This window comes from Pseudoalteromonas sp. DY56-GL79 (genome assembly GCF_041414765.1).
GTDB lineage: Bacteria > Pseudomonadota > Gammaproteobacteria > Enterobacterales > Alteromonadaceae > Pseudoalteromonas > Pseudoalteromonas piscicida.
The window spans coordinates 1-26,030 of sequence record NZ_JANHZS010000023.1; the positions used below are offsets into that span (position 1 = coordinate 1).

Here is a 26,030-nt window from a genome sequence, read left to right on the forward strand (position 1 = left end):
ACCGCTTGCGCCTGAGACTCTCCTGATAAATGTCGCACGTCCTCTTGTGCTACCTTAATCTCTACCTCTGCTATATCCTTAATTTGCTGTTTTGCTTCGCCATCTACTTCAACATACACGCTACGTAACACTTCATGTCGTGCCACTATTTCGTTCAGTGCTCGCTCTACTACCATCAAGTCCAATTCACCTGACACTTCCAGTGCCATTGGCATATTGTACTCCGCCGAGCCTCCTTGTAGCTGGTCTATAAACCACAATCGTCGCTGCGCAAAAGAAACTGGCTGGATACTTGATGTACGCGCCACCGCTTCTAAAGCTGGTCGCATGTCACTGCCTTGGCCCTGATTGATGAGTGTCGCAAGTGCTGCCAAATTCTCCGCATCAAATACTGCCTGCACTGGTAGCGCTACGGCAAATTGCTGTCTAATTTCTGACATTAAACGAATGCTCAGTAGCGAGTGTCCGCCTAGTGTGAAGAAGTTCGCCGTGGTGCTTATTCTATCGCTCGGTATATTCAGTAAGGCTGACCAAATATCAACTAACCTTTGCTCCACTTCTGTTACCGGTGCAACATATTCTCCTTGCAGTGCACTGCCTTCTGGCTCTGGTAAGGCTTTTCTGTCTACTTTACCATTAGCCGTTAATGGCCATTCATCTATTGCAATAAGTATACTTGGCACCATGTGAGCGGGAAGATCGCCACTTAACTCCCTTTGTATATTTTCTATCAAGCTCTTTTGATCAAAGTCGCCATGGTTATGCGATGGTTTAAAATAACCAACCAACTGAGTTGAACCTGCAACTTCTTTTGCTAGAACAAGCGCTGAATCAACACTATCTAGGCCACTTAACTGATGCTCGACTTCTCCAAGTTCAATACGTAAGCCTCTAATTTTAACTTGATGATCAATTCGACCTTGATATTCAATTTCCCCGTCGGCTCTTAAGCGTGCAAGATCGCCTGTTTTATATAAACGTGGAGAGCGGCTACCTTGTCCTTCATCATAAAAAGGGTTATGAATAAAGCGGTCAGAAGTTAGTTCTTCTTGGTTTAAGTACCCTCTCGCGAGGCCATCTCCACCTATATGTAACTCCCCTACAGCTCCCTTTGGCACTAGGTTTAAATTAGGGTCAAGAATAAGCAACTGAATATTGTCGATAGGTTTTCCTATCGGCACTCCTTTACTGATATCCCCCGAGCAATCCCAATAGCTTACATCAATGGCAGCTTCTGTTGGCCCATAAAGGTTATGCAGCTGGGTACTTGGTAAAACCTTTCTAAATTCTTCAACATGGCTTTGCTGCAACGCTTCGCCACTACAAAATACTTGCTCTAAGCTATGACAATGTGAGAACTGCTTATTTTCCAATATAAGTCCCAGCATTGAAGGAACAAAGTGTAGCTTAGTAATTTGGCTCTGCTGGATTAGACGGCATAGATACTCTGGGTCTTTATGCCCATCTGGACGAGCAACAACCAGTTTCGCCCCGTAGGCTAGAGTCCAAACGAACTCCCAAACCGAAACATCAAAACTGTACGGTGTTTTTTGTAGCACGTTATCACGATGAGTCATACCATACTTATTGTGCATCCAATGAATCCGGTTAAACAGAGCTTGATGCTCAACCATCACTCCTTTTGGTTTTCCTGTAGAACCAGAAGTGTAAATCACATAAGCTAAATGGTTCGCTGTCAAACCTAGTTGTGATTTAGGTCCATTTGTTATGTCATAAGGTGAAAATTGCGCATGCTGATCCAATGCAACAGCCGGTGTTCCCAAGCTTTTTGCTATCTCAATATTACTTCCTTGAGTCAACACAACTTTAAGTGCAGCATCTTCTACCATATAAGACAGCCGTGACACTGGGTAGCTAGGGTCAAGAGGGAGATATGCCCCTCCTGCTTTTAATATCGCAACGATACCGATGACCATTTCAACCGAACGCTCAGCGCATAGGCCAACAATATCATCAGGCTTAATATGGTGCTCTTCACGTAAATAGTGCGCTACCTGATTTGCTCTCCTATTGAGCTCTGCATAGCTGAGAACCTCGTCATCAAAAACCACAGCGGTCCGCTCAGGATGAAGCGAGGCTTGCTCTTCAATCAATTCATGAATGCACATGTCCTTAGTATAAGGAACTACTGTATCGTTCACTTCATTTAATAAGTAATGTGCTTCTTCCTGAGACAGCATAGGCAACGAAGGCAAGGCATCATTACCCTCTGCAACCATACGAGCTAACCCATTAAGTAATTTACAAAAATGATCGTTTAAGACTTGGATCCGCTGCTCCATGAAGATGCTAGTATCATACTCCCATACTAAAGCAACACCTGAGTCACTAATGCTGATATCAATATCCAGATCAAACTTGGCATGAATGTAATCCGATTGATATGTCTGGAGTTCAACATTTGGTAACTTGAATGCCTGCTCCGAACCTGGCGTTAAAGCATAGTCACTATTTGTCGTTAACAATACTTGAAACAAAGGAGAATGACTTTGACTTCGCGGTATTTTTAAGCGCTCAACTAACTGTTCAAAAGGGACATCCTGATTAGACTGAGCATCAAGGTGTAGTGCTCTAATATGTGCAAAGTACTCATCCATAGAAGCAAAACTGGTGTCAGCTCGAAGTACCAATGTGTTTGCAAAGAAACCAATAAGCGGCTCCAGTTCCGACTGCAGGCGATTAGCTATAGGCGTACCAATAACGATGTCATTACTATTACTGTGCTTAGCAAGCAAAAGTGAAAGCATTCCATGTAGTAACATAAATGGCGTTAATTGATACATCTTAGCGATATTGATAAGCTCTTTCGCCAATGCAGATGAAAGCTGGCCATGTACGATACCGACTCGGCTGGCCGTCCCTTCAGTGCGAGGCTTATCCAAAGGTAAAGAGTGAACAACAGGAAGATCATCTAGTTGCTTTTCCCAGTATGCTAATTGCTGCTCTAGAATCCCATTGCTCAAGTACTGTTTTTGCCAATGTGCATAATCTGAATACTGAATAGAAAGGGCAGGAAGTGGATTAGGCATACCAGCTATATATGAATGATATAAGGTAAATAACTCCTTCAAAATGACTTCCATTGACCAACCATCAGACGCGATGTGATGCATATTGAATAATAGAACGCCAGAATCATTCGTTCGTTTGATGTAGCTTACGCGAAGCATTAGATCTTGACTTAGATCGAATGGCTGGCCAATCAGTTCATCGATGTGGCCCTTTAATGCAGTTTGTAATGAATCACCACTGAGATTTGTAAGATCAACTTCTTGAATATCAAAAGCAAAAGCATCTATACCCTTTAATTGCTGTACAGCCAAACCATCGTGTTCATGGTAAGTAGTACGTAATACCTCATGCCTTGCTATGATGGTATGGAATGCTTTTTTCAACACCGCAATATTGAGTTCACCCGTTACATCAAAAGCCATCGGCATATTATATTCTTGAGTACTGCCTTTTAAATTATCAATAAACCACAGGCGCTGCTGTGCATACGATAAGTTATGTTTTTGATCCGTTTGAGTTGCTTTTACAACTTTTTTATATCCATCACTTCGGAGGTAGTACAGGATCCCTTCTTTATTGTCCTTAATTCGCTGTATTAACTCAGGGATGGCTTCCTCAAAGTTGATTTTGAGTTGGTCATTCTCCGCCAGCTCAAATGAGAACTGTGCCTCGGCACAATCGGCTATTAATTTTTTTATATTTTCCACAGAAATTTTACCTTTTTACATAGTGCAAGGTCTACAGAGCGCACCTTACTTCTCAACGAGCTATTAAGTGCAAACGACCAATTACCAATCCATGACTGGAGTACTAAAACTTTGTATTCAACCGAAGCTAGCGACTAGCTGCTTCATCCTCAAACTATTGAGACCTAAAATAACAGGGTAAATCCGAGCTATCCGACCTTGCCCGTTAACTTACATATAAAGTCGACTCTACTTTTTTATTCTTTGCTTTCCACCAGCTTTCCACCACAAGCGTTCTCAACAGCCAACGATCTTTGCCATCAAATCTGGGACTGTAAGCATTACGAGAATGAACCACTCTACGATTGTCAAAGACCAGCATCTCGCCCTCAGCTAAGGTTAAAGTCAAACACCCTTTCACGATAGAGTCTTTAAGAGACGAGAAAGCTTCGGCTGATGCGCTACTGCACGCTTCCATGTAAGCTGGGTCGTAAATAATTTCAGGATCTTCTGTACCATCCAGCACTTTTACCTTGGTACTACGTAAATCACCCTCGTTGTTAAATGTGAGATCTTCCCAAATTAGATAGTCTAATTGGCTCAGTTGTGCACGCTCTGCATCTGACAAATTCAGGTGATTTGCCGGCATCAAATATGTTTTTACTTCAGGGTCATCCCTTAAACATAGCAGTGTAACGAAATCAGCTTTCGTTTCGTGAAATCCATCTTCAACATGCCATTCAAGAAATACACTGTTGGTGCCTACTTGCTTGTTAGAATCTTTCTTTATCGGATAGATATCGTCTACCAACCCAGTGGTGATTTTATCTTTAAAGTTATATACATACCCTAATGATACGGAAATGATCGATTGTAATAGCGCGGCATAATCTCGCTGCTTACCCTTAATTTCATTTTTCGCGAGCGGTGTATCACGAAGCCCCTGTAGTAGCGGCAAATTCTTTATCAATAGATAGCTATGGTCACCGCCTTTAAACTTGAACTCAAGCAGCTTTCTTTTAACTCTACGAGGAAATTTATTCCATGTTTCTAGATAGTTAAAAGTGATATCTGCACCATCTTTTGAGTTAACTGTATTATGCTGTCTGACTAGTTGTTCTATTTTTTCTTTTTCATCATCCAATAAGGTGAGGATCAAGCCTCCACAATCAGACTTCGCTTCTTGTTGATACTCAGCGGGGCTAAGCTCTTTTAATAGTTCCATGTTTTTCTCCGAAAAGTTAGCGCCATCAAATCATTGATATCGTTTGATGGCCAGAGCCATGCTGTAGTAGATTGCGCATAACTCTGACGAGAATAAGATTTACTTTTTATATCACTATCGAATTTTTCTTTTCCGACACCGTTGTTTCTACTTGCTTAACTGCTGCCGCTTTCGACGCTTCCACAAGTGCTGCAATCCCTTTGATTGTAGGCAGTTCGAATACTTCTTTTAGCGCTAGACTAATCTCATACTGCTCATTGAGTGCCGCAACTAAGCGACTTATTAGCAAGGAGTGCCCACCCAGCTCAAAGAAATTAGCTGTGGTGCTAATCTGTTGAACCTCAAGGTTAAGCAATTCAGACCACACTTTAGCTAGATGCTCTTCAACCTCTGTTTTTGGTGCAACATACTCTTGTCCGATTGATGCCCGGTCAGGTTCTGGCAATGCCTTTTTATCGACCTTTCCATTAGCATTCAATGGCCAGCTTTCTATAATCATAACGATTGTGGGTATCATGTACTCTGGTAGTTTCTCTTTGAGTACACTCCTCAACGCCGCTTTAAACTGACTTTCTGAACTTTCCTCAGTGTTTGTCACCATTGCTAGATCCAAAGGTTTTACATAAGCGACGATTTGCAGACTACCTTGCACTTCTTTGGCCATCACCACAGCAGAGTCTACATCGCTTAAGGCTGAGATTTGTGCTTCAATTTCACTGAGCTCAATCCTGAACCCTCTAATTTTAACTTGCTCATCGACTCGCCCAACAAATTCTAAGCTACCGTCGGATAAGCGTCTTACAAGATCGCCTGTGCAATAGAGTCTCTGTTCTTTTATATCTGAACTTTCATTGCGCACAAACTTCTCAGCTGTAAGTTCAGAGTTGCCAAAATAGCCTTTAGCTAAACCATGGCCCGCAACATATAAAGTACCAGTTACTCCATTTGGTACCAATTGACGGTTATCATCTAACACATAAAGTGCAGTATTTGGGAATGGTGTGCCCAATGGGATCGACCCACTCCTTAAGTATTCAATTCCATACTTACTGGTATCAAAGTAACTAGCATCAATAACCGTTTCCGTTTGACCATATAAATTGAAAATTCGAGTACTGTTATCAACGACTTGATTTAGTAATTCTAAATCATCAACTTTCCACGCTTCACAGCCTATTGATATGAACTTAAGTCCATGCAACTTCTGCTCATTATTCACAAGGTAATGTCCCAATTCTCTTACAACACTAGGGACAAAATCACCATAAGTTACTTGATGTATGTTTATCAAATTACAAAGTTCATGTGCTGAAATTAACGTTTCGTACGGGCAAACGATGAGCTTTCCAGCATTACTACAAAGCGCTTTGATTATATCACCCAGTAAAATATCAACCGATAGTCCTGCCATTTGTAAAACAGTCAGCGGTGTCTTATCAATTTCAAAAATATGGTCCCAGCCAGCTTTTCTCGCAAGTAATCCGCAGTGCTGAACCATGATCCCTTTAGGCTTACCAGTGGTCCCGGAGGTATACATTACATAAGCAAGGTGGTTTGTGGTTAATCCAATCGTGCTTTTATCTAAGTTATCAGTCGGATACTCAATAAATGGTGAATTATCTCCATCAATTAAATCGTCAACAATCAACACCTTTGATTCTGATAATTCAAACTTATTGAGCAACTCAGATTGTGTTAGAACAACTTTAGGTTCTGTTTCTGAGATGATATCCATCAGTCGATTATTAGGGTGACTTGGGTCTAACGGAACGTATGCCGCCCCAGCTTTGAGAATCCCTAAAATACAAACTACCATCTCCAATGAACGCTCAACACACAGGCCGATCAAAGTATCTGGCGTAATCTCATGCTTAGCCCTTAAGCAGTGTGCAACCTGATTTGCTTTCTGGTTTAGCTCAGCAAAAGTAAGCGCTTTGTCTGCAAACACCACTGCAGTTTGTTTTGGGGAGCTAGCTACTTGCTGTTCGAAAAGCTCATGAATGCACTTTTCATTATCATAACTTTGTTCGACGCCATTTAATTCATGAACTAAACGATTAATTTCAATTTCCGACATCATGGGTAATGAAGATGGTGCCACCTGTTTGGGGTCATTAACAGAGCCTATGGCTTCAAATAATGAACACAGGTGTTGGTTTAATTGTTCGATATGCTGAGTTTCAAACAATCCGTCATCAAAGGTCCAATCTAAACTCGCACCAAGCTCACTAATACTGACATTGAGCTCAATATCAAACTTAGCCTGTACTTGATCAGAGAGATATGCTTTCAACTCTGCATTTGGTAATGCTAACGTTTGGCTGTTTGAATTCTCATTGACCCCAAAGTCGCTGCTCGTTGTCAGCATAACCTGAAACAAAGGACTATACTCTGAGCTACGTGGAACATTCAAGCGCTCAACAAGTTGCTCAAATGGTACATCTTGGTTAGATTGAGCCCCTAAATGCACTTGGCGAATATGATCAAAGTATTCATGTAACGATTTATGCTCTGTATTAGCTCGTAATACTAATGTATTTGTAAACAACCCAATTAGTGACTCTAATTCTGCCTGAGTTCGATTTGCTATTGGCGTACCGATAACTATATCGTTGCTATTACTGTGTCTTGCCAACAGAAGAGAGAATCCAGCGTGAACTAGCATAAATGGAGTAAGCTGCAACTTTTTCGCAGTATCTAGTAATGTTTTAGCAAGTTTACCGGAGAGCTGACCATGTACCAACTTGCCCATGGTCTGTTTGCTTTTTTGGCGAGAAAAGTCACAGGGTAAGCTGTGTATCATCGGTACATCTTTGAGTTGACTTTCCCAATAGCGTAATTGACCATCTAAGACTTCACCAGCTACGTATTCCCGCTGCCAATGGCTATAGTCTGCGTATTGCACTGGTAACTCAGGTAACGGATTTTGCTCCCCCTCACTGAACGCTTGGTATAATGTAATAAACTCTTTGATAAGTATCTCAGTCGACCATCCATCGGATGCAATATGGTGCATATTAAATAGCAGTACACCTGAGCCTTCAGCTTTATGAATATAGCTTACTCTTAGCATCAAATCTTGCGCTAAATTAAATGGGGTATTCATATCACATGAAATAAGAGTTTGAACTTCAGATTCGAGCATCTCACCCGTGAGATGCTCGAGATTCTCCACAGTGATGCTAAAGTCAATTTCAGTCATATCACGAATGACCTGCTGTACTTCACCGGCATCTGATAAATACACTGTGCGCAATATTTCGTGACGCTCAATAATTGCTGCAAATACTTTGGTCAGCGTTGCAAGATCAAGTGTACCACTTACCTCAAAAGCAACAGGCATGTTGTACTCAGCGGATCCTTTTTGCATGCTATCAATAAACCATAACCTTTGCTGCGCAAATGAAGCAGGTTGAAGCTTATCATCCCGCTTTGGACGGCTAATGATAGTGGGAATACCTGTATTTTCCTGTTGTTGAAGCAAAGAAACAATTTCACTTTTCTTCGCTATAATTTGTGCTTTTATTTCATTATCCATCGCTCCTGGCGGTGCTTTAAAAGCCAAGCTACCATTCTCAAGATATAAAATAATGCCCTTATTCTTAACTTCTCTAAGCAACTCAACTACGCTCATAGTAAACCACCTTCCATACATTCTAATTCTTCATTATTTGCACTGTTTAACAGCAGTAATGGTTCGATGTGCGCTGCAAGTTCAGCAATTGTTTTATTTTGAAATAACACTCGAACACTAATGTTTATTTTGAACTCTTCTTGAATGCGATTTAGTACTTTCATTGCCAAGAGAGAGTGTCCTCCGATAGCAAAGAAATCATGCGTAGTGCCAATCAACATAGATGTATTCAAGAGCTCTTGCCAAATATGAGCAAGCTGTACCTCGACTTCCGTTTCAGGCTTTACATAGTCTGAATTAGTATGGTTTAACGCACTTTCAATTAGAGTTTTAGTATCTAACTTACCGTTGGATAAATAGGGGAATGCCTCTAGCTCTATCAGCTGTTTTGGCTGCATATATTCAGGTAACTTATTGGCCAACAATTGCGTAAGCTCAGCTTCGGAGGCAGTAGGAGCAATAATAAATAGAGAAAGTCCACCTCCAGCAACAACACATTTTGCTTGCTCCGCAAGACCTGCATTCAAAATAATCATAGAAACTTCATCAGGTTCTATTCTAAAGCCATTAAGTTTTACTTGATTATCAAGACGCTCTAAGTACATTAAGTTACCGTCTGACAACACTTGGACATGATCACCGGTTTTATAAAAATCCAAGTGACTAGTATTACAATGAATCAGTGCTTTCGCCGTTAAAGCGTCTTGACCAAAGTAACCATTGAAAACGGAATCACCTGCGATTTGTAACTCACCGGTTTCACCTATTTCGGCAAGACAACCATCTTCTTTCATGACCCGACACTGTAAGTTATCAATTGGGTATCCGATAGGCACAAAATCTGTTGCTGTCGCACGCTCATAGCGCCAAAATAAAGCATCAATACAGCACTCAGATGGCCCATATAGATTAATAACTTCACAATTAAAAGCTTGCATAGTTTTATCTGCGGTTGAGCTCTTCAATGCCTCACCGCCACAAAATACACTTTTTAGCGCGAACGATACAGAACCATCAATGTGTTCAAGTAACAAGTCTAATAGTGATGGCACAAGCTGTAGTCGAGTGATCGAATAGTCATGCATCGTACGCTTGAACAGTGGTAGATCATAATTGATTTCACTTGGGGCAATAACCATCGTTGCGCCAACCATCAACGGTGCCCAAAACTCCCAAATTGATGCATCAAAACTTGCTGATGTTCGTTGCAGGAAACGATCGTCTTTTGCAAATGTAAATTCATCATTAATCCAGTTCATATGATTGAGCAAAGCTTTGTGACTGATACTTACTCCCTTGGCCTTTCCTGTAGAGCCAGAGGTAAATAAAATATATGCTAAATCTGTTTCTTGAATAGTTATATCCGGTGCTGTAGCAGCGTACTGCTCGAGCTTGAGCTCATTTAAATCAATGTTTTTACAGCCAGTGACCTCATACTCACCAACACTTATCACCGTACTTGCTTGCGCGTCTTTAAGCATATCGGTGATACGCTGATGCGGCAGGTCAATATCGATAGGAACATATGTTGCACCCGCTTTCATCGTCGCCAACATCGCAATGACGAAGTCCACTGAACGGACCAGACATAGCGCAACGACATCACCTTTACCTACTCCTTGATGTTGTAAATAATTCGCCAGTTGGTTTGCTGCACAATCAACATCTGCGAGTGTTTTTTCCTTACCATTTAACTCAAGCACGCTACCGTTGCCTGCAGCGACGACCTTATTAACGTGATCTAATACCGTTACTCCCGATGTAGTAACCACTTTACCATAACCTTGATATGTAGCATCAAGATGCTGAGTGACAATACCAACATGATTAGTTAACGCCACTTTTATCTGATTAAGTAAATAAGTGACGGCTTGAGCGTCAACATATTCGCTATCATACGTTAGTTGTAAACGACTTTCACTCTCTTGCTGAATATAAGTAAACTGTAACTTACACGCTTCAGTTAAGTGCTTTACCTGCTCGATTTGCAGTGTCGGCAGATCTAAATTAACTACGCTATCAAAGATAAAGCTAAAACCTGCGGACTCATGATCATGACTTTTAGCAAAACACTCAGCGTAATCAACACCGTGCTCACTACATTCAAGTTCGTTCTGTATAGCGTCATTAAAATTGTCAGCAACTTCTGGGAATAAAGGCACAGCCCGACTCAATGGTCCGATAGCATCCGCTAAATCACTGTCAGAACGGCTATCGAACATTCTAGCAAGTTCGGCCTTTGGTGCAAACTTCTTCAACGCCAAACGCAAACTCGCACATACTACTTCAGCGCTCGTCGCTTGGTGTTGTTCAGCAAAACGTGAGATTTCACCTTGAATATCACCAAGGTTGATATAGTCAAATTTGTACTCTGATTTTCCATCATGCTTATATCGTTGCAACGTACATTTATTAACCAACGCGGCAACACTTTTATCCCTCGCCCAAAATTGACGAGCTTCTGTTAATTCCTCATCTAACAAGAAATCTGCTAACCAAGGTGCTAGCTCTTCATACTGGATGACTTCATTTTGCAGCCAAGTCTGTGCATCATTGGAACACTCGCTACCAGCGGCAAGAATCAACTGCATTAGATGAGCCAATGTAAAACTATCTGTGTTTAGAGCGCTCATTTCAAGGCAGCACCAGTAGCTATTGCTTTGCTGCGCAATGACTAATCGTAACCAAGGAGTGGTAAAGTCGCTTGATTGTTTTTCCCCGATTATAGTGTTTTCTAACTTACGCTGTGCTATTTGTGCGTCTGTATAACCACGCCAATCCTCTGTCACCAATTCAATCAGATCAAGATCTCTGATATTTTGCCAGAGCCCACCAAATTCATCGACCTCATAGGCCGTGCGGATAATATCCAAACGCTCTACTAAAGTGGTCAAATATGCACTGATAGCTTCAATATCTAAGCTACCCGTATGTAAAACACTAATTGAGCCAAGCTGAATTGACTTATCCATATTGTTGTTCAGCTGGATCCAATGCGCGTTTTGAATTGGAGACGCCAATACTTTTTTATTCATTGGGTTATTCCTTGTTTTTTCTGCATGAATACATGCAAAAACGGTTTACCATTATTCACTTTTAGTTATTTAAAATGCAGCGAACGACTAATAATGCCCACTTTTATTTGCTTGTTCTTTAAGTTGTAAAGCAAAATAGCCAGAAACTACTTTCATCAATACGATTTCTAAAACGGTATGTACTAATTATTAATACCTACCAAAAAATATTTGTTCTCGTCCCTACAGAAACCCGACCTCCATTTCTTGCTCTGCTTGATGAGCGAGAGAAGGAAAGCTGCCATGCTCTATATAGTGTGCCAACTCTTGTTCTATTTCACTTAATACTACACAGATGTTATTCAATTTATCTTGATTGTTGCGAAGCTCTAGCTGTTCCCCGACGATGCTAAAGTCAATATATTTTTTGAATGAGGTAAAATCTTTAAATTGCGCATAACAGCCGGTAAACAAACCTTCCCATCCCGCAAATGGTGGTGGAAATCTAAATTCATCATGCTCTTTGAAGCCGTATTTCGGGTTGGTAATAATGAACTTCATAGCAACACCAATACGCTCAAACTCCGAGGGGCCTGATGAATGGAACTGATTTGCTCTGAAAATGTAAGCATCACCTAACTGCGGTTTCACAACTGTAGTGCTCTGCATATCACTTTTTGGCAAAATATTAATTTTCCCTTTTGCGTCATGGTACAGGTAGCTATCGCGTAATTTTTCGATTTCTATGCCTGTAAACTCTTGAGCCAAACCGAGATAGTCAGGTGCCTGAGTCGCTCCATCAATGAGAAAGTTAGTCTTTGGTATATTGTTATTCCCATAGAGGCTTGGCACCTGCTCTGACGTCATCACTTCAAATAGTGGTTGTTCACTTAACTTCTCAAGCGCAGATTGACGATATAACGGGATCCATAGGTTATAGCAAGGCCCTAACCATTGGTCAATTGAGTCTACGTGCCACTGATATTTATTAGCTTTGTTTAATTCAGTGACCGGCCTCACTGCTGAGTTCTTCAGATTAACGGGTGCAACAAAATCATTGACGTAAGCAATGTCATCTCGACAAATACCGGGATGAATATCCTGTAACGCAGCAACGACAATATCGAGTAGCGCGTTAGCATGAACTTCAACAAACTTCCGATTAACGTAATGAAGTTGGTTGTAAAAACAATCCTTAGCTTCAATTCCTCGAATGGTAGAGCGCACAAGCCCAAGTAAAAGCTCATCAGAGATAGCTTTATCTAGTTTTAGCATAAACATAGATCCTTTTTATATCGTAAAATTCTTTATTTTTGACTCAATGTCGATCTGTTCCATGGTATGTGTCGCAATAACACGTAATCTCTACGCCCATCCACTTCAACTTTCAAAGAAGTAGTGCCAACCAAGCATGTCCTTGGTCGTTGGATATAGTCGTGGGCAAGCCCACCAAGCAAAACAAATAGCTCTATGAGTTTAGATTTTCACAAACTAACAAAAACAAGGTATTAGTATAAACCAACGCCATTTAGGAATGCGCATCACGCTTCTACCATTCAGGCTATTGCTAGCTCAATATTAAAGTGTTTCGATTATTAAATATATTTAAATTTTTACACCGAGTCAATTAACAAAGGTATAAAAATGACTAATTTACAAACAAAGCTCCTTTGGTCGATATATTATCATCTCATGCGTGAGACGATAATATATCTCGACAAGGCTCACTTAGCCCATGGCCACAAGCACTCTACGAGCACCAGTAAATGGTTTTCGGCCATGTGCAACCAACCAATTATCTATCAGTAATACATCCCCTTCACGCCAGTCAAACTTCACTTCCTCTTTCGTATACGCCAGCCTCAGTGCTTCGACTGTCTTGTCATCAATGTCGCTACCATCACCATAGCGCGTTGAATAGGGAAAATCCTCAAGAGCTAAGTCTTCTTGCATTTTTGCTCTCACATCTGGGCATAGGTTATTTGTATGCCAAAAAGAGATATGGTTAAACCAGACTCTTTCTCCACTAATTGGATGTTGATGCACAGCCTTTCGAACCTGTTCAGTGACTACTTTTTCATCCGAAATTGGTGTCACTTTTAAATCAACCTTTTCTCCATAAGCTTTTATGTCTGCAATATCTGTCATACCGAACGCTTTCGCCACTGTTGGTCCATATCCATTGCCATAATTCCTACGCAATAACCAGCCTTCTCGCTTTTCGAATTCGGATACGATATCACTGTCAATTCGATTCAGCACTTTACGTACATCGACCAGTTGAGTTTGACCACCACTTTCAGGGGCAGTCAAACAGCAAAATGCTAACTTACTTGGTGGCTCTGTGACATACGATAACTCGTTATGCAAAGCAATTTCTTGATCAGAAGGAAACTCTGTGGCCGTATAAACCCCTTTTGATAGCTTTGTCCTCGGCGTTGCCCCTTCCACATACTTAGCGGTCTGTTTGATGCTAGTGGCAACAAACTGCTGGAAATCATCTTCGCTATGTATGTTAAAACCGCGGAATAACACAGCGCCATATTTAGCAAGCTCTTGCGCTATTTCCGACTCATTCTGATTATACCAAGTCGGTAAATCAACGTTTGCCGTATTGCACTTATACACTACAGGCAATGTAGGTGATTCTTCTAAAAAAACCTTTGAAACTAATGAACTTATCGGCGTTGTAGTTTCACTTTTTTTATTACGCCATTTATTAAAACTCATGCTACGTTTCCTTCAACTGAGAATTGACTCTTATTTCTCACTGATTTAAATTTTCGCTTCGCTGAACGCAACTTGCTGCGGGCATCTTCGTTCAATATTGTTTTCACTTCCGCAAGCGTTTTGCTCTGCAACTCATGGGATGCCAACATCGCTATTATTTTTTCCAATCGACGCAACGTTGATTGATCAAAACAACTATTTTGCAAGCGCCATTGACCCTCTATTTTTTCTGCGCTCAGTCTGTCTGAAACCAATAAGCTCACTGAGCTGTCTGTCACAAGCTCTTGCTGCATCATAGTATCCGACACAAACTTTAACTGATAGGCAAAAATAGTCTTCCAATCGGTACCGCATTTTTGATTGTATTGTTGCGTTATCCAATTTTTATCAACAAATTCGTATTCTACACCTTGTGATAAATTATCTAGAATGATTTTCAGGTTGTCTTGAACTCGTGCATCTTTACAAAATGAACTAGACAAAACGCCACTACCGACTGTAGATGAAGATACTCCAGACACCGTACTTAAGATACAATCACTTTCAGAGTTAATCACTAGGGCCAAATTAAAAATTGCAGAAAAGGCCTTTGCAATTGTCACATTATACTGACACGCTAAATTTCGCAATGCAAATGATACTTCTTTATCGAGGAAAAAATCAACTGTTTCTGTTGTGGAACCTTGCAGTTGTAAGTCAGCCTCCAATAATTCCGGTTGAGGTAACGCAGCTAAGTTGTCTTGCCAACTTTGTGTATGGTGCCACAGCGCTTCACGATTGACCGTACCTCCATTTCGAATCGGCATATTTGATACTATTACGTATAACTTTGGTAATAGATATGTAGGTACCAATTGTTTTAAATTATGCTGAACTGCTTTCAGTTGCTCTTGCTGTGCAGCACTGCTACCCGACAATCTTAGGTAAACCACTTTTTCTATCACCGCAACTTGAATCGTTTGCGGCTGAGCTGAGATAATATTTTCTAGAAATACATCATCACGGCTCATTTTCAAAGCTCCATAGTGAATAGCTTCGATAGTTCCAGCATTAGTTTCTCGCACCAACATATTAGTATTTTCAAAGTTATTATTTGCATCAACGGTATAGAGATAACCAATAGCACCTGTGGGAGCAAGATTCTTATCGTCAAACATCACTTTCGCTTGATGCTTGTCAAAAGCTCTCCCCAACGAGATAGCCTTACCAGCAATCACTTTCTCTGCACAAATATAACCTTGTAGGCCAAGACTCAAGACAGATGTTACCGAGTATAGCTCACTCCATCGCCACAGTAATGAATCAGCACCAGACTCTGCATGAATGATAAGCTGCTGAATAGCATAATCCTTACATAAAGTCACATCAGCAAGCAGTGCAGCTGTTAGCGTCAAGTGTGTCACTTCTTTAGTGATTAAAGTATCTTCAAGGTCTCGAGCAGCCTCTAACAACACCAGTTTAGCTCCTGACGCGAGTCCTGTAATCCAATCTATACGATTGGTTTTCTCTGTTTCCGGATGAATTAACAAGTTTGCATTCTTATTTAGCTGCATCGTTTGCTGCTGCCTGAGCACCTGTTGTAACAAAAGTGCATGGCTTACTCTACCATTATTCAGTCGACTATCCATTATCGCTCGGTCAAAAGACCTGATAGAGACCTCATCCTGTCGCATATTTGCTGAAGAAAATGCCTTAAGCTCATCATCTGAAGGCACTCGTAATGCGTTACCAGATAGGCGGCTTACCGTGCACTCTGAAAATAGCAAGACGCTACCTTGAGCTACGATGTTGTTGAACCAGTCTGTACTTTCAAAGATGTCATGACATTCATATATCGCCCCAGCTTTTAATACAGCCAACTTGGCAACATAACGGGACACCCCTTGGATTGCACACAGATGTACTTGCTGTCCCTGCATAACCCCATTTTGAATTAAATATCTCGCCAGTTGATTTGCCTTTTCATTTAACTCCTTATAAGTGAGTGAACAATCGCCACTGTCGATAGCCGTCGCATCCCCTTTCGTCTCAACCATATTCTCAATCAACGAGTGGACCGACGTAAATGACTCCAATGGAAGCAACTTCGGAGTTAGTACTTCAGTCGTGTTTGCCAATGCTAACTTATCTACCGCTATATCCACATTCACAGATAATTGACGCAATATCATATCAAAACTATTGGACATTGATTGAACCGTTTCAAAGTCAAACAGATCTGTTGAGTAGGTCAGATTTAACCAAAGCCCACCCTCACCTTCTTCAGCAACCATTTGCAAATCGTACTTAGTTAGTGAGTTTTCGCCCATCACAGGATAAGTCTCCAACCCGTTCAACTCAAAATCAGACTTTTCTGTGTTTTGTAGCGTAAACATCACCTGAAATAGCGGGCTATGACTCAGCTCTCTCGGTATTTTCAAACGATCAACCAACGAATCAAAAGGTATATCCTGATGATCAAATGCAGATAACGTATTCTCTCTATTGCGACCAAGTAGGGAGCGGAAACTTTCTCCTTCAGTCCATTCGCTACGATATGTCATGCTGTTAATGAAGTAACCGATCATAGGGGACACCTGAGGGTGAGTGCGACCCGCAATAGGACTTCCAATAACTACATCTCTTGTCTGGCTCCAACGCCCAATCAATACTGAAAATGCGGTATATAGCATCATAAAAAATGTTGCTTGATTTTCTTTTGCTCTTGCTTTTAATCCCTGGACCTGTTCATTATCAACAAACCAAGAATGTGTCTTTCCAGCGAACTTTTGCTGTGCACCTCGAGGCCTATCGAACGGTAGTGCATGGGAATAAGGCGCACCTTTGAGCATTTTTTCCCAATACACTAACTGCTCAGATATGCGAGTTTCGGTATAGTAGTTGCGTTGCCAGTGAGCATAGTCGCAATACTGAATATCTAACATAGGCAGTGGATCTGGCAGCTGTTTGCAATAACTTTCGTAAAGTGTCGCAAATTCTTGGATCATGATGGCCTGTGACCAAGCATCAGAGGCTATATGATGCAATGTAAAAAACAATACATGATCGTGTTCTGTTCGTACGACTACTTTTGCTTTCAACATTAAATCAGATTGCAAGTTAAAGACTTGGTTCATCTCTTGGTTCGAGATCTGAAGTATTCTTTCCTGTTGTTCTTGCGGCGAAAAGCCTTTTAAATCAACAATCGGCAGCTCCATGTACTGAAGAGGCTGAACTTCTTGGCAGACTTCTCCTTCTTTCTCAATATATACAGTACGCAATACTTGATGGCGCTCAATTAATTTATTAACAGCCCACTGTACTGCCGCCAAATTTAGCTCTCCTTTGAGGCCAAACGCTGCATGTATATTATATTGATTACTTCCCCCTTCTAGCTGGTCAATAAACCATAGACCTTGCTGCGCAAAGGTAAGTGGCAATATTCTACTCTTATCTACTGGCGTGATCAGTGTTTCATTCTCCGCTTTCTGCTTTAGCAGTTCCTGTTCTCGTAGATAGGCACTTATTTGATCTTTGTTCTCACGGATCAATGTTTTCAGTTCATCAGGAAAGCCGCCTTCCTCGCTGATATAGGCTAGCTGCTCGCCTTTTAAATAAAGCACAATATTACAAGCTTCTGCGTGGGCGATAATTTGTTGTGGTGAATTCATTAAAATACTCCTTCTTCTACAGCTTTACCTGCTTCTAATATTTGCGCTTTCTTACTTTCGACTTCAGCATTTTCTAGTTCAGCCGCTATTTTTTCTGATAACTGGCTAATAATTGGCTTCTCAAAGAACTCTTTAATAGATAATGCAGATTCATTTACTGAGAATATTTTTCTTATTTCACTAATGACACGGGTTACTACTAAAGAATCACCGCCTAAATCAAAGAAATTATCCTCAATCCCGATTTGCTCAATACCTAGCACCTGCTGCCAAATAGCAACGAGCTTCTCTTCAACCTCATTACGAGGTGCGATATAGTCACTCTCCAAGTCAGGGCGCTCATATAAAGCTTGCTGCGACTCAGCAACCTTTTTGTCTATCCACTGGCTTAGTCGCTTCTCCAATGCACCAGTTGAATTCACTAATTGTGGGTAATAAGCGATTGACATCATGGCTGCAAACGCTTCTATTCCCTCTTCAGGTGTCATCGAGAAATCATCTTGGGTGGCCTCTGTAAAACTCCACCCATCCCAGTTAACACTTACCCAGCGCTCGTCACCTTGCTCATGCTTACTTTGCACAAATGCGTCCATAAATTGGTTACCAGCGGCATATGCCGAGAATCCAAGGCCGCCAAGTACTGAAGATAATGAAGACATCAATATACAAAAATCAACTTGTCGCTTTTGTAGCAAGGTTTCTAACACTATGACGCCATTCGCTTTGGCACGATATTGTTTTTCGAAGTCATCTTCAGTGGTCTCAATGAGTGCTGTCATTGAACCGTGTAGCTGGCCCGCTGCGTGGATCACCCCAGAAATCGCGCCAAACTGACTTTCTACGAAATTCATAGCATCTTGCATTTGTTGTAAATTTGCTGAGTCGGCACTTAGAATTATTACTTCTGCACCACTTTTTTCCACTTGAGTAATTTGCTCAATTTGCTTACAAAGGTCTGGGTCAACTTTACCTTCCAGCAAGCTTGGCCATGTCGCGCGCTCGGGAAATTCAGAGCGTCCCACAAGTACCAGCTTAGGAGCTGCCACGGCTTGACTAATATATTTAGCAAGCAAAAGACCAATGTTACCCAAGCCACCAGTAATAAAGTAAACACCTCCATCTACTAAACGATGGGCAGCTGGCGTCTCTGTATCGATTAGCTCAGTTTCATAATCAGGTTCCCAACGTTGATTACCACGCAGTGCAACAAGTGGTGCTCGCTGTTGTGAATGTAACTCCAATGATAAACGCTGGCACAATTTAGCAATTGCATGATCACACGTAGCTTGATTCAAATGTACGTCAATATGATGGCAACTCAGCTCAGGATATTCCTGTGGTGCGACCTTACATATCCCTTTAATCGTTGACTTACCTATGTTAAGAGTTTCATCACCAGTGACTCGCTCAACATCATTGGTTATGAAATCAATACTCAATTTATCATCTAGACCCGCTTTAACAATTGCTTGAACAGTATATAGAGCACTATACGCGCCATACCGTTGTGCTTGATTAAATTGTGTCATACTTAGCATATTCTCAGTTGGTGTAAGCGCAACACCTAACAGGTGTACAACGCGATCCAACTGTACCTCTTTATTGATGACTTCTAGAAGCGTTTCATAATCTTGACTATTGCCAATATCAATATTGAAACTCTGATCATCTAGACGGTTGAAGCCCTCTCCTGAATATGCTCGATATACAGTGTGACCGTTCAACATAAGCTGAGAGGCTAACTCTTCCGCGACACCATGACCGTCCATAATTAACAACCAATGTTGCTTATCTGTGTTAAGTTGCGCCTTGGCTTTTTTCATTGCGGTACTTTGCTTCCATATAGGCACCGACCACCATTTATCAGCAGCTAACTTAGCACCATGAGAGGATACGCTCGTCAACGAGTCTGTTTTGGCATCCACCCAGTAACGAACTCGCTCAAATGGATAGGTCGGCAATGGCACACGACGACCAACCTGCGCTAAGTTGAGCGCGAGCCAATCTATATCCACACCATGACTCCAAAGAGAACCTACCGCACTTAACAATTTTTGTTGATCACAGATAGCTTCGTTCGCATGGCGCGTAACCGATAGCACCACTTGTTGCTGCGCATCACGGTTTTTCTTCACGAGTGTTGTTAAACTTCTACCAGGCCCCACTTCTACAAATATCTTTTGATCAGCAAGAGAATTTGTATCAGATAGGACTGTCTCAATACCATCAGCAAATAACACTGTGCCTCTTAGGTGTGCGAGCCAATACTCTGGGTTTTGTGCTTGCTCATTAGTAATGAACTTCCCTGAAACATTCGATACATAGCGAATTTTCGGCGCATTCAACTCCACTCGTTCAAATACCTTCGAGAATTCATCTAAAATCCCATCCATCATTTTTGAATGGAAAGCATGGGATGTATGCAGCGGACGATAATCGATGCCACGTTCTATTAATAGCGCTTGTAACTGCATAAGCGCTTGTTCAGAGCCAGCTGCAACACAGTTGTTAGCAGAGTTCACCGCTGCTAGGCAAGTATCACTTAGCTGCAACAACGGGCGAAGATGCTCAACTGGCATCGCAATAGATAACATACCGCCGGGTTGAGCCTGCTGCATTAAGGAACCTCTAGCACATACCAGCTTTAAAGCATCTTCTACCGTGAATACCTCAGCCAAACAGGCAGCAACATACTCACCGATACTGTGTCCAATCATGACGTCAGGCTTGATACCCCAAGACTGCATCAATGTTGCTAAGCTATATTCAATGGCAAATAACGCAGGCTGTGTTACACGAGTTTGCGCCAATAAAGACTGTGCGGCTTCAGGCGTTAACTGCCCGGTAAGTTGAGGATAAAGAACCGCTCTTAAATCTACATTGATCTGCTCACTTATCGTATCGGCACATTGATCAAATACCGATTTAAACTGCGGCTCATTAAGATAGAGCTGCTGCGCCATTTCAATATATTGCGCACCTTGGCCCGGGAACATAAATACCACCGAGCGATCATCTGCTTCATTACGAACCACTTTTGGATGGCTGTCCAGCTGCGTAATTGCATCTTCCAGCGATGAACAAGAAATATGAGTACTGTATTCGTACTGTGTACGACCCACTTGCAGAGTATAAGCAATATCATGCAAGTTCACCTGGTCGTCTGCTTTCGTCGCCAAGTAGGAACGTAAGTTCTCACATGCCGCTTTGACCGCGCTACTGGATTTTGCTGAAATCGGCAACAGCCAAGTCTTACGTGGTGATGAACTGGGTTCGACCTCAGGAGCTTGCTCTAATATCACATGAGCATTAGTTCCTCCGATCCCAAATGAGCTCACACCGGCACGCCTGCTTTGATCAGTGTCACAATCCCAATATTTACTTTCGGTATTTATATAGAATGGAGATTGTTCGAAGTTAATCTGGGTATTACTCTGTGTGTAATTAATTGTCGGTGGTAGCTGTCGATGCTTCATCGCCTCAATGACTTTGATCATACCAGCAGCACCAGCCGCAACATCTAAATGGCCGATATTCGCTTTGACGGAACCCAATGCACAATAACCCTTTTGTTCGGTCGCAAAGGCATTTTTGAGTGCTTTAACTTCTATTGGATCACCAATTTTAGTACCTGTGCCATGTGCCTCGAGGTACTGAATAGAATTCGCTTCGACATTAGCGTTTTTCAACGCTTGTTTAATTACTGCAGCTTGGCCCGAAATACTCGGCGCCATATAACCCACTTTTTCTGCCGCATCATTATTCACTGCAGTGCCTTTAATTACAGCATGGATGGTATCTTTATCTGCAAGCGCTTTATCTAAGCGTTTCAGTAAAAGAACACAGCCACCACTGCCACCACGTGTTCCTGTTGCCTCAATGTCAAAAGGTCGACAATGACCATCTGCAGAGTTCACCCCCCCTTCTTGGTAAAGGTAACCATCAGCCTTCAATGAAGCGATACGAGCACCACCAGCAAGTGCCATCTCACACTCATTTAACAATAAGCTATTACATGCTTGGTGCACATTCACCAATGAAGATGAACAAGCTGTCAGTACGTTTACACTTGGCCCTGTTAGATTTAATTTATAAGACAGTTTGGTCGCCAAAAATGATGCACTGGTGCTTGCCACCAAACTCTGAGATGCACTACTGACAACATCTGGATTGCGCAACAAGTTTTCAATCAAATAAGCACTATCCGTTACACCAACGAAGACACCCACATTTTGTGGTTTTGAGTGATCTCCATACCCTGAGTGTTCTAATGCATCGGAGGACACTTCTAGCATAAGACGGTGTTGTGGGTCTAACAACTCAGCTTCTCTAGGAGTGTAATCAAAGCGCTTTGCATCGAAGTCAGCCACGCCACTTAGGACATCCATTGATTTGATATAACGAGGATCTTTAAGCATTGCAGGCGCGACACCAGCAGCCACCAACTCCTCATCGGTAAAGAAGGTGATAGATTCTTTTCCAGCACTAATATTTTGCCAGAATTGGTCAACATTAGTGGCATCAGGGAACCGACCAGCCATACCGATAACCGCTATATCTGTACACTCTTGTGTGAGGCTTCTAGTCATTAACGTTGCACCATGCTCAACCCCATCATCGTGTCCACCAGATAGAAACTTGGCAAGTGCCCCTATGGTCGGATATTCAAATAGATCTGTTAGCTCAACGTCTACTTCCATGTGTTGTTGAATTGCCTTCTGTAGCTTAATACTAAGCAGTGAATTCCCTCCGATCTCGAAGAAGTTACTATTCACCGATACCTTGTCGAGCTGCAATACATCACACCACACTTTCACTAGCGCTTGTTCAGTATCATTGGCAGCTGCAATAAAGTTATCTTTCGACGCCATTTCAGATGGGTTTGGTAGTGCTTTGCGATCCATTTTACCATTGGCAGTTAAAGGCCATTCCGTCATCGGTATGATCATACTTGGGATCATATGCTCTGGTACACGCTTCCCAAGCAGAACTCTGACCTTATTAGTAAAGTGCTCAGGCAGCTCATCTGTCATACCATCGCTCGCTTTCACGTAGCCAACGAGCTGGTTAGCACCGCCAATCTCATAGGTAGTCACCAGTGCTGAGTTAACACAGTCCAACTTCTCCAGTTGCGCTTCAATTTCACCTAGTTCGATCCTAAATCCACGAACTTTTACTTGATCGTCCGCACGGCCAATAAACTCCAAATTCCCGTCTGGCAAATATCGCACGAGATCACCTGTTTTGTACAAGCGCTTAGAACTATTCTGATTGCCAGCTTGATAGAATGGATTAGCAACGAATCGCTGCGCTGTTAAGTCTGAGCGATTTAAATACCCACGCGCAAGCCCTTGGCCTCCAATGTAAAGCTCTCCTACACTGCCATAAGGAACAAGCATATCGTTATGCATGATAAACAGTGACTTTCCCGGTAACGCTTTACCAATGCTAACCGTTTCATCGCATTTCAATAGCGCCACACTGCTCCATACCGAAGCTTCCGTTGGTCCATACTCGTTGAATAACTTGACTCCGGTTAGTGCAAACTTCTGATAGTGCTTTTCAACGACATTTTTCGAACAACTTTCTCCTGCGACAATCGCACCGCGCAAGGCTGGCAGTGCGGTACTGTCGACCTCATTTAGGATCAAGTCATAAAAACTTGGGACCATAAGCAAGTGACTAATTTCATGGCGTTTAAGCTGACTCACAATATAATTAGTGTCAGCTTTCTTATGAGCACTAAGCAAACATAGTTTTGCGCCACTAGTTAGAGAAGAGAATATTCCCGCAATGGAACTATCAAACGACATTGAAGAAATCAGTAAAAAGCTAGAGAACTCTTCATAAATATCAAATCGACATACCGTTGAATACACCAATGATTGATGCTCAATCATCACACCTTTCGGTTGCCCAGTGGATCCTGACGTATAAATTACATAAGCAAGATTATTTGAGGTTAAGCCAGTTTCCGCGGAGGAAAGGTTGTGGCTGTCATACTGTGAGAATAAATGTGTAGTACCCTGGTTGGTTTCCGCCACGTGATCAAGGGACACTATAGTACCTTTAAAATCACTTAATACCGAATCAAGATGCGATTGGCTAAGTACTACCTCTAATGAAGCATCATCAAACATGTAGCTCAAACGTGATTGAGGGTAATCAGGATCTAGAGGGACATACGCAGCTCCCGCCTTTAGGATTCCCACAATACCAATCACCATTTCTAGTGAACGCTCTACACACAAACCGACAAAAGTATCAGGGCGAATATCATGGTTTGCACGCAGGTAACGCGCCACCTGATTCGCTTTTTCATTAAGCTGCTGATATGTCAGAGCTTGCTCATCAATGACCACAGCAATATTATTTGGGTGCAACTCCGCCTGTTGTTCAAATAGCTCATGAATACAATGATCTGTTGAGCGAGTAAGTTCAGAGTCATTGATACTATGTACCAATTGGTGTGTCTCTGAGTCACTTAACATCGCAATTTCCGACAAAGCAACGCCACGGTCACTTTGCAATGTAGAGATCTCGGTTAACAAGCGGCATAAATGTGCATTTAGTTGCTCAATATGATGCGCTGAGAACAGGTTCAGATCGTAAGTCCAGCGAAGTCCAACACCTTGCTCACTTATATTTAGGTCAATATCCAAATCAAATTTCACTTGGATTAAATCAGAGGCATTCGCCTGTAACTCAACACTTGGTAGAGAAAAAGCATCCATTCCACCATCATCAATGCCATAACTCGTACTCGTCGTCATCATAATTTGAAATAAAGGGTTGTAGGCTTTGCTACGCGGCACCTTCAGATGATCAATGAGTTGTTCGAACGGAACATCTTGATTAGTTTGTGCACCTAGATGCACTGTTTTAATATGACTAAGATAGTCTGCCAATGTTTTATGTGCTGTATTTGTACGCAATACCAATGTATTTACGAAAAAGCCTATAAGTGATTCAAGCTCACTTTGCTTACGGTTCGCAACAGGTGTACCAATAACGATGTCATTACTATTACTATGGCGAGATAGCAACAGTGCTAAGGCACCGTGAAGAAGCATAAATGGAGTCAATTCATAAGCCTTGGCAACCGCTAACAATTTCTGTGCGATATCCTCAGGTAGCGAGCCCCGCACAACATCCGCCTGTTGCTGCTTAGTAACTGGCCGTGTTTTGTCTAGCGGTAACGAGTGTACCGCAGGCGCTTCATCTAACTGGGTTTGCCAATAACTCAGCTGCTTTTCAAGTACGTCACCTTCCAGATAGTCTTTTTGCCACTGAGCATAGTCTGCATACTGCACATCAAGTGGCGGCAACGGATTAGGTAGCTGCGCATGGTATGCATGGTAGAGCGTAACAAATTCTTTAGTCAGCACTTCCACGGACCAGCCATCAGATGCTATATGATGCATGTTAAATAGCAGCACACCGGTATCCACCGTTTTCTTCAAGAAACTAACTCGCAACATTAAGTCAGACTCAAGATTGAAAGACGTGGTTATATCCGCATCCATTCTTTGTGTCACAGCATCAGTTAACGCATTACCACTCAGATGACTCAAATCTTCGACTTGAATTGTAAAGTTAACTTCGTCCATAGTTCGGATCTGCTGAACGATACGACCTTCATGTTCAACATATACTGAGCGGAGTACTTCATGGCGCTCTAGGATTGTAGCAAATACTTGATGGACCACTTGTAGATTCAGCTCACCTTTAGTATCAAATGCCATGGGCATATTGTATTCTGGCGAACCACTCTGGAGATTATCAATAAACCACAAGCGTTGCTGGGCAAAAGAAATATCAGCTTTCCCATCTACCCGCTTTGCAGCCTCAATTTTCTTATTATTATCACGCTTAGTATAAATCGCATCTAATTGTTCAAGATAAGCAACCAAACTCGCTTTGTGCTCTTTGATTAGCGTTCGAAATTCTTCTGTGATCGCACCTTTTGGCGCTTTTGCTTTAAGCTGATTGCTTTCGTCTAGATAAAGATCGATATCTGATTTAGCTAATGTATTTAGTATTGTTTTCGCATTCATA

The 26,030-nt window shown here is 41.9% G+C and carries 8 protein-coding genes; all 8 read right to left on the minus strand.

Translation table 11 applies throughout. The features are described from left to right. A partial coding sequence (locus tag NO992_RS16635; RefSeq protein ID WP_371379092.1) for an amino acid adenylation domain-containing protein occupies window positions 1–3,740 on the minus strand: 3,740 nt, incomplete at its 3' end. 205 nt (window positions 3,741–3,945) lie between these two features. Beyond that, entirely contained in the window at window positions 3,946–4,944 is a 999-nt protein-coding gene (locus tag NO992_RS16640) for a TauD/TfdA family dioxygenase (RefSeq protein ID WP_253106365.1), read from the minus strand. Window positions 4,945–5,050: 106 nt separating this feature from the next. Beyond that, window positions 5,051–8,578: an amino acid adenylation domain-containing protein gene (locus NO992_RS16645; RefSeq protein WP_371379096.1), complete on the minus strand. Its 3,528-nt coding sequence runs from the start codon at window positions 8,576–8,578 to the stop codon at window positions 5,051–5,053. After that, window positions 8,575–11,613: an amino acid adenylation domain-containing protein gene (locus NO992_RS16650; RefSeq protein ID WP_371379098.1), complete on the minus strand. Its 3,039-nt coding sequence runs from the start codon at window positions 11,611–11,613 to the stop codon at window positions 8,575–8,577. Before NO992_RS16650 ends, NO992_RS16645 begins: the two co-directional genes overlap by 4 nt. Before the next feature lie 222 nt (window positions 11,614–11,835). After that, entirely contained in the window at window positions 11,836–12,867 is a 1,032-nt protein-coding gene (locus NO992_RS16655; RefSeq protein ID WP_045988449.1) for a hypothetical protein, read from the minus strand. A gap of 453 nt (window positions 12,868–13,320) precedes the next feature. After that, window positions 13,321–14,322 carry a TauD/TfdA family dioxygenase gene (locus NO992_RS16660; RefSeq protein WP_371379101.1) on the minus strand — a complete coding sequence of 334 codons (1,002 nt, stop codon included), beginning with the start codon at window positions 14,320–14,322 and terminating at the stop codon, window positions 13,321–13,323. Continuing rightward, window positions 14,319–17,972, minus strand: coding sequence for a condensation domain-containing protein (locus NO992_RS16665; protein WP_371379104.1), 3,654 nt, complete (start codon window positions 17,970–17,972; stop codon window positions 14,319–14,321). The genes NO992_RS16660 and NO992_RS16665 overlap by 4 nt, the downstream gene beginning before the upstream one ends. Then, window positions 17,972–26,029 carry an amino acid adenylation domain-containing protein gene (locus tag NO992_RS16670; RefSeq protein WP_371379107.1) on the minus strand — a complete coding sequence of 2,686 codons (8,058 nt, stop codon included), beginning with the start codon at window positions 26,027–26,029 and terminating at the stop codon, window positions 17,972–17,974. The genes NO992_RS16665 and NO992_RS16670 overlap by 1 nt, the downstream gene beginning before the upstream one ends. Window position 26,030 lies beyond the last annotated feature (1 nt).

Coding starts and splice junctions, on each gene's coding strand:
- NO992_RS16645 (WP_371379096.1), bottom strand. CDS start 8,578: ATGAGCGTAGTTGAGTTGCTTAGAGAAGTTAAGAATAAGGGCATTATT.
- NO992_RS16670 (WP_371379107.1), bottom strand. CDS start 26,029: ATGAATGCGAAAACAATACTAAATACATTAGCTAAATCAGATATCGAT.
- NO992_RS16650 (WP_371379098.1), bottom strand. CDS start 11,613: ATGAATAAAAAAGTATTGGCGTCTCCAATTCAAAACGCGCATTGGATC.
- NO992_RS16660 (WP_371379101.1), bottom strand. CDS start 14,322: ATGAGTTTTAATAAATGGCGTAATAAAAAAAGTGAAACTACAACGCCG.
- NO992_RS16665 (WP_371379104.1), bottom strand. CDS start 17,972: ATGAATTCACCACAACAAATTATCGCCCACGCAGAAGCTTGTAATATT.
- NO992_RS16655 (WP_045988449.1), bottom strand. CDS start 12,867: ATGCTAAAACTAGATAAAGCTATCTCTGATGAGCTTTTACTTGGGCTT.
- NO992_RS16640 (WP_253106365.1), bottom strand. CDS start 4,944: ATGGAACTATTAAAAGAGCTTAGCCCCGCTGAGTATCAACAAGAAGCG.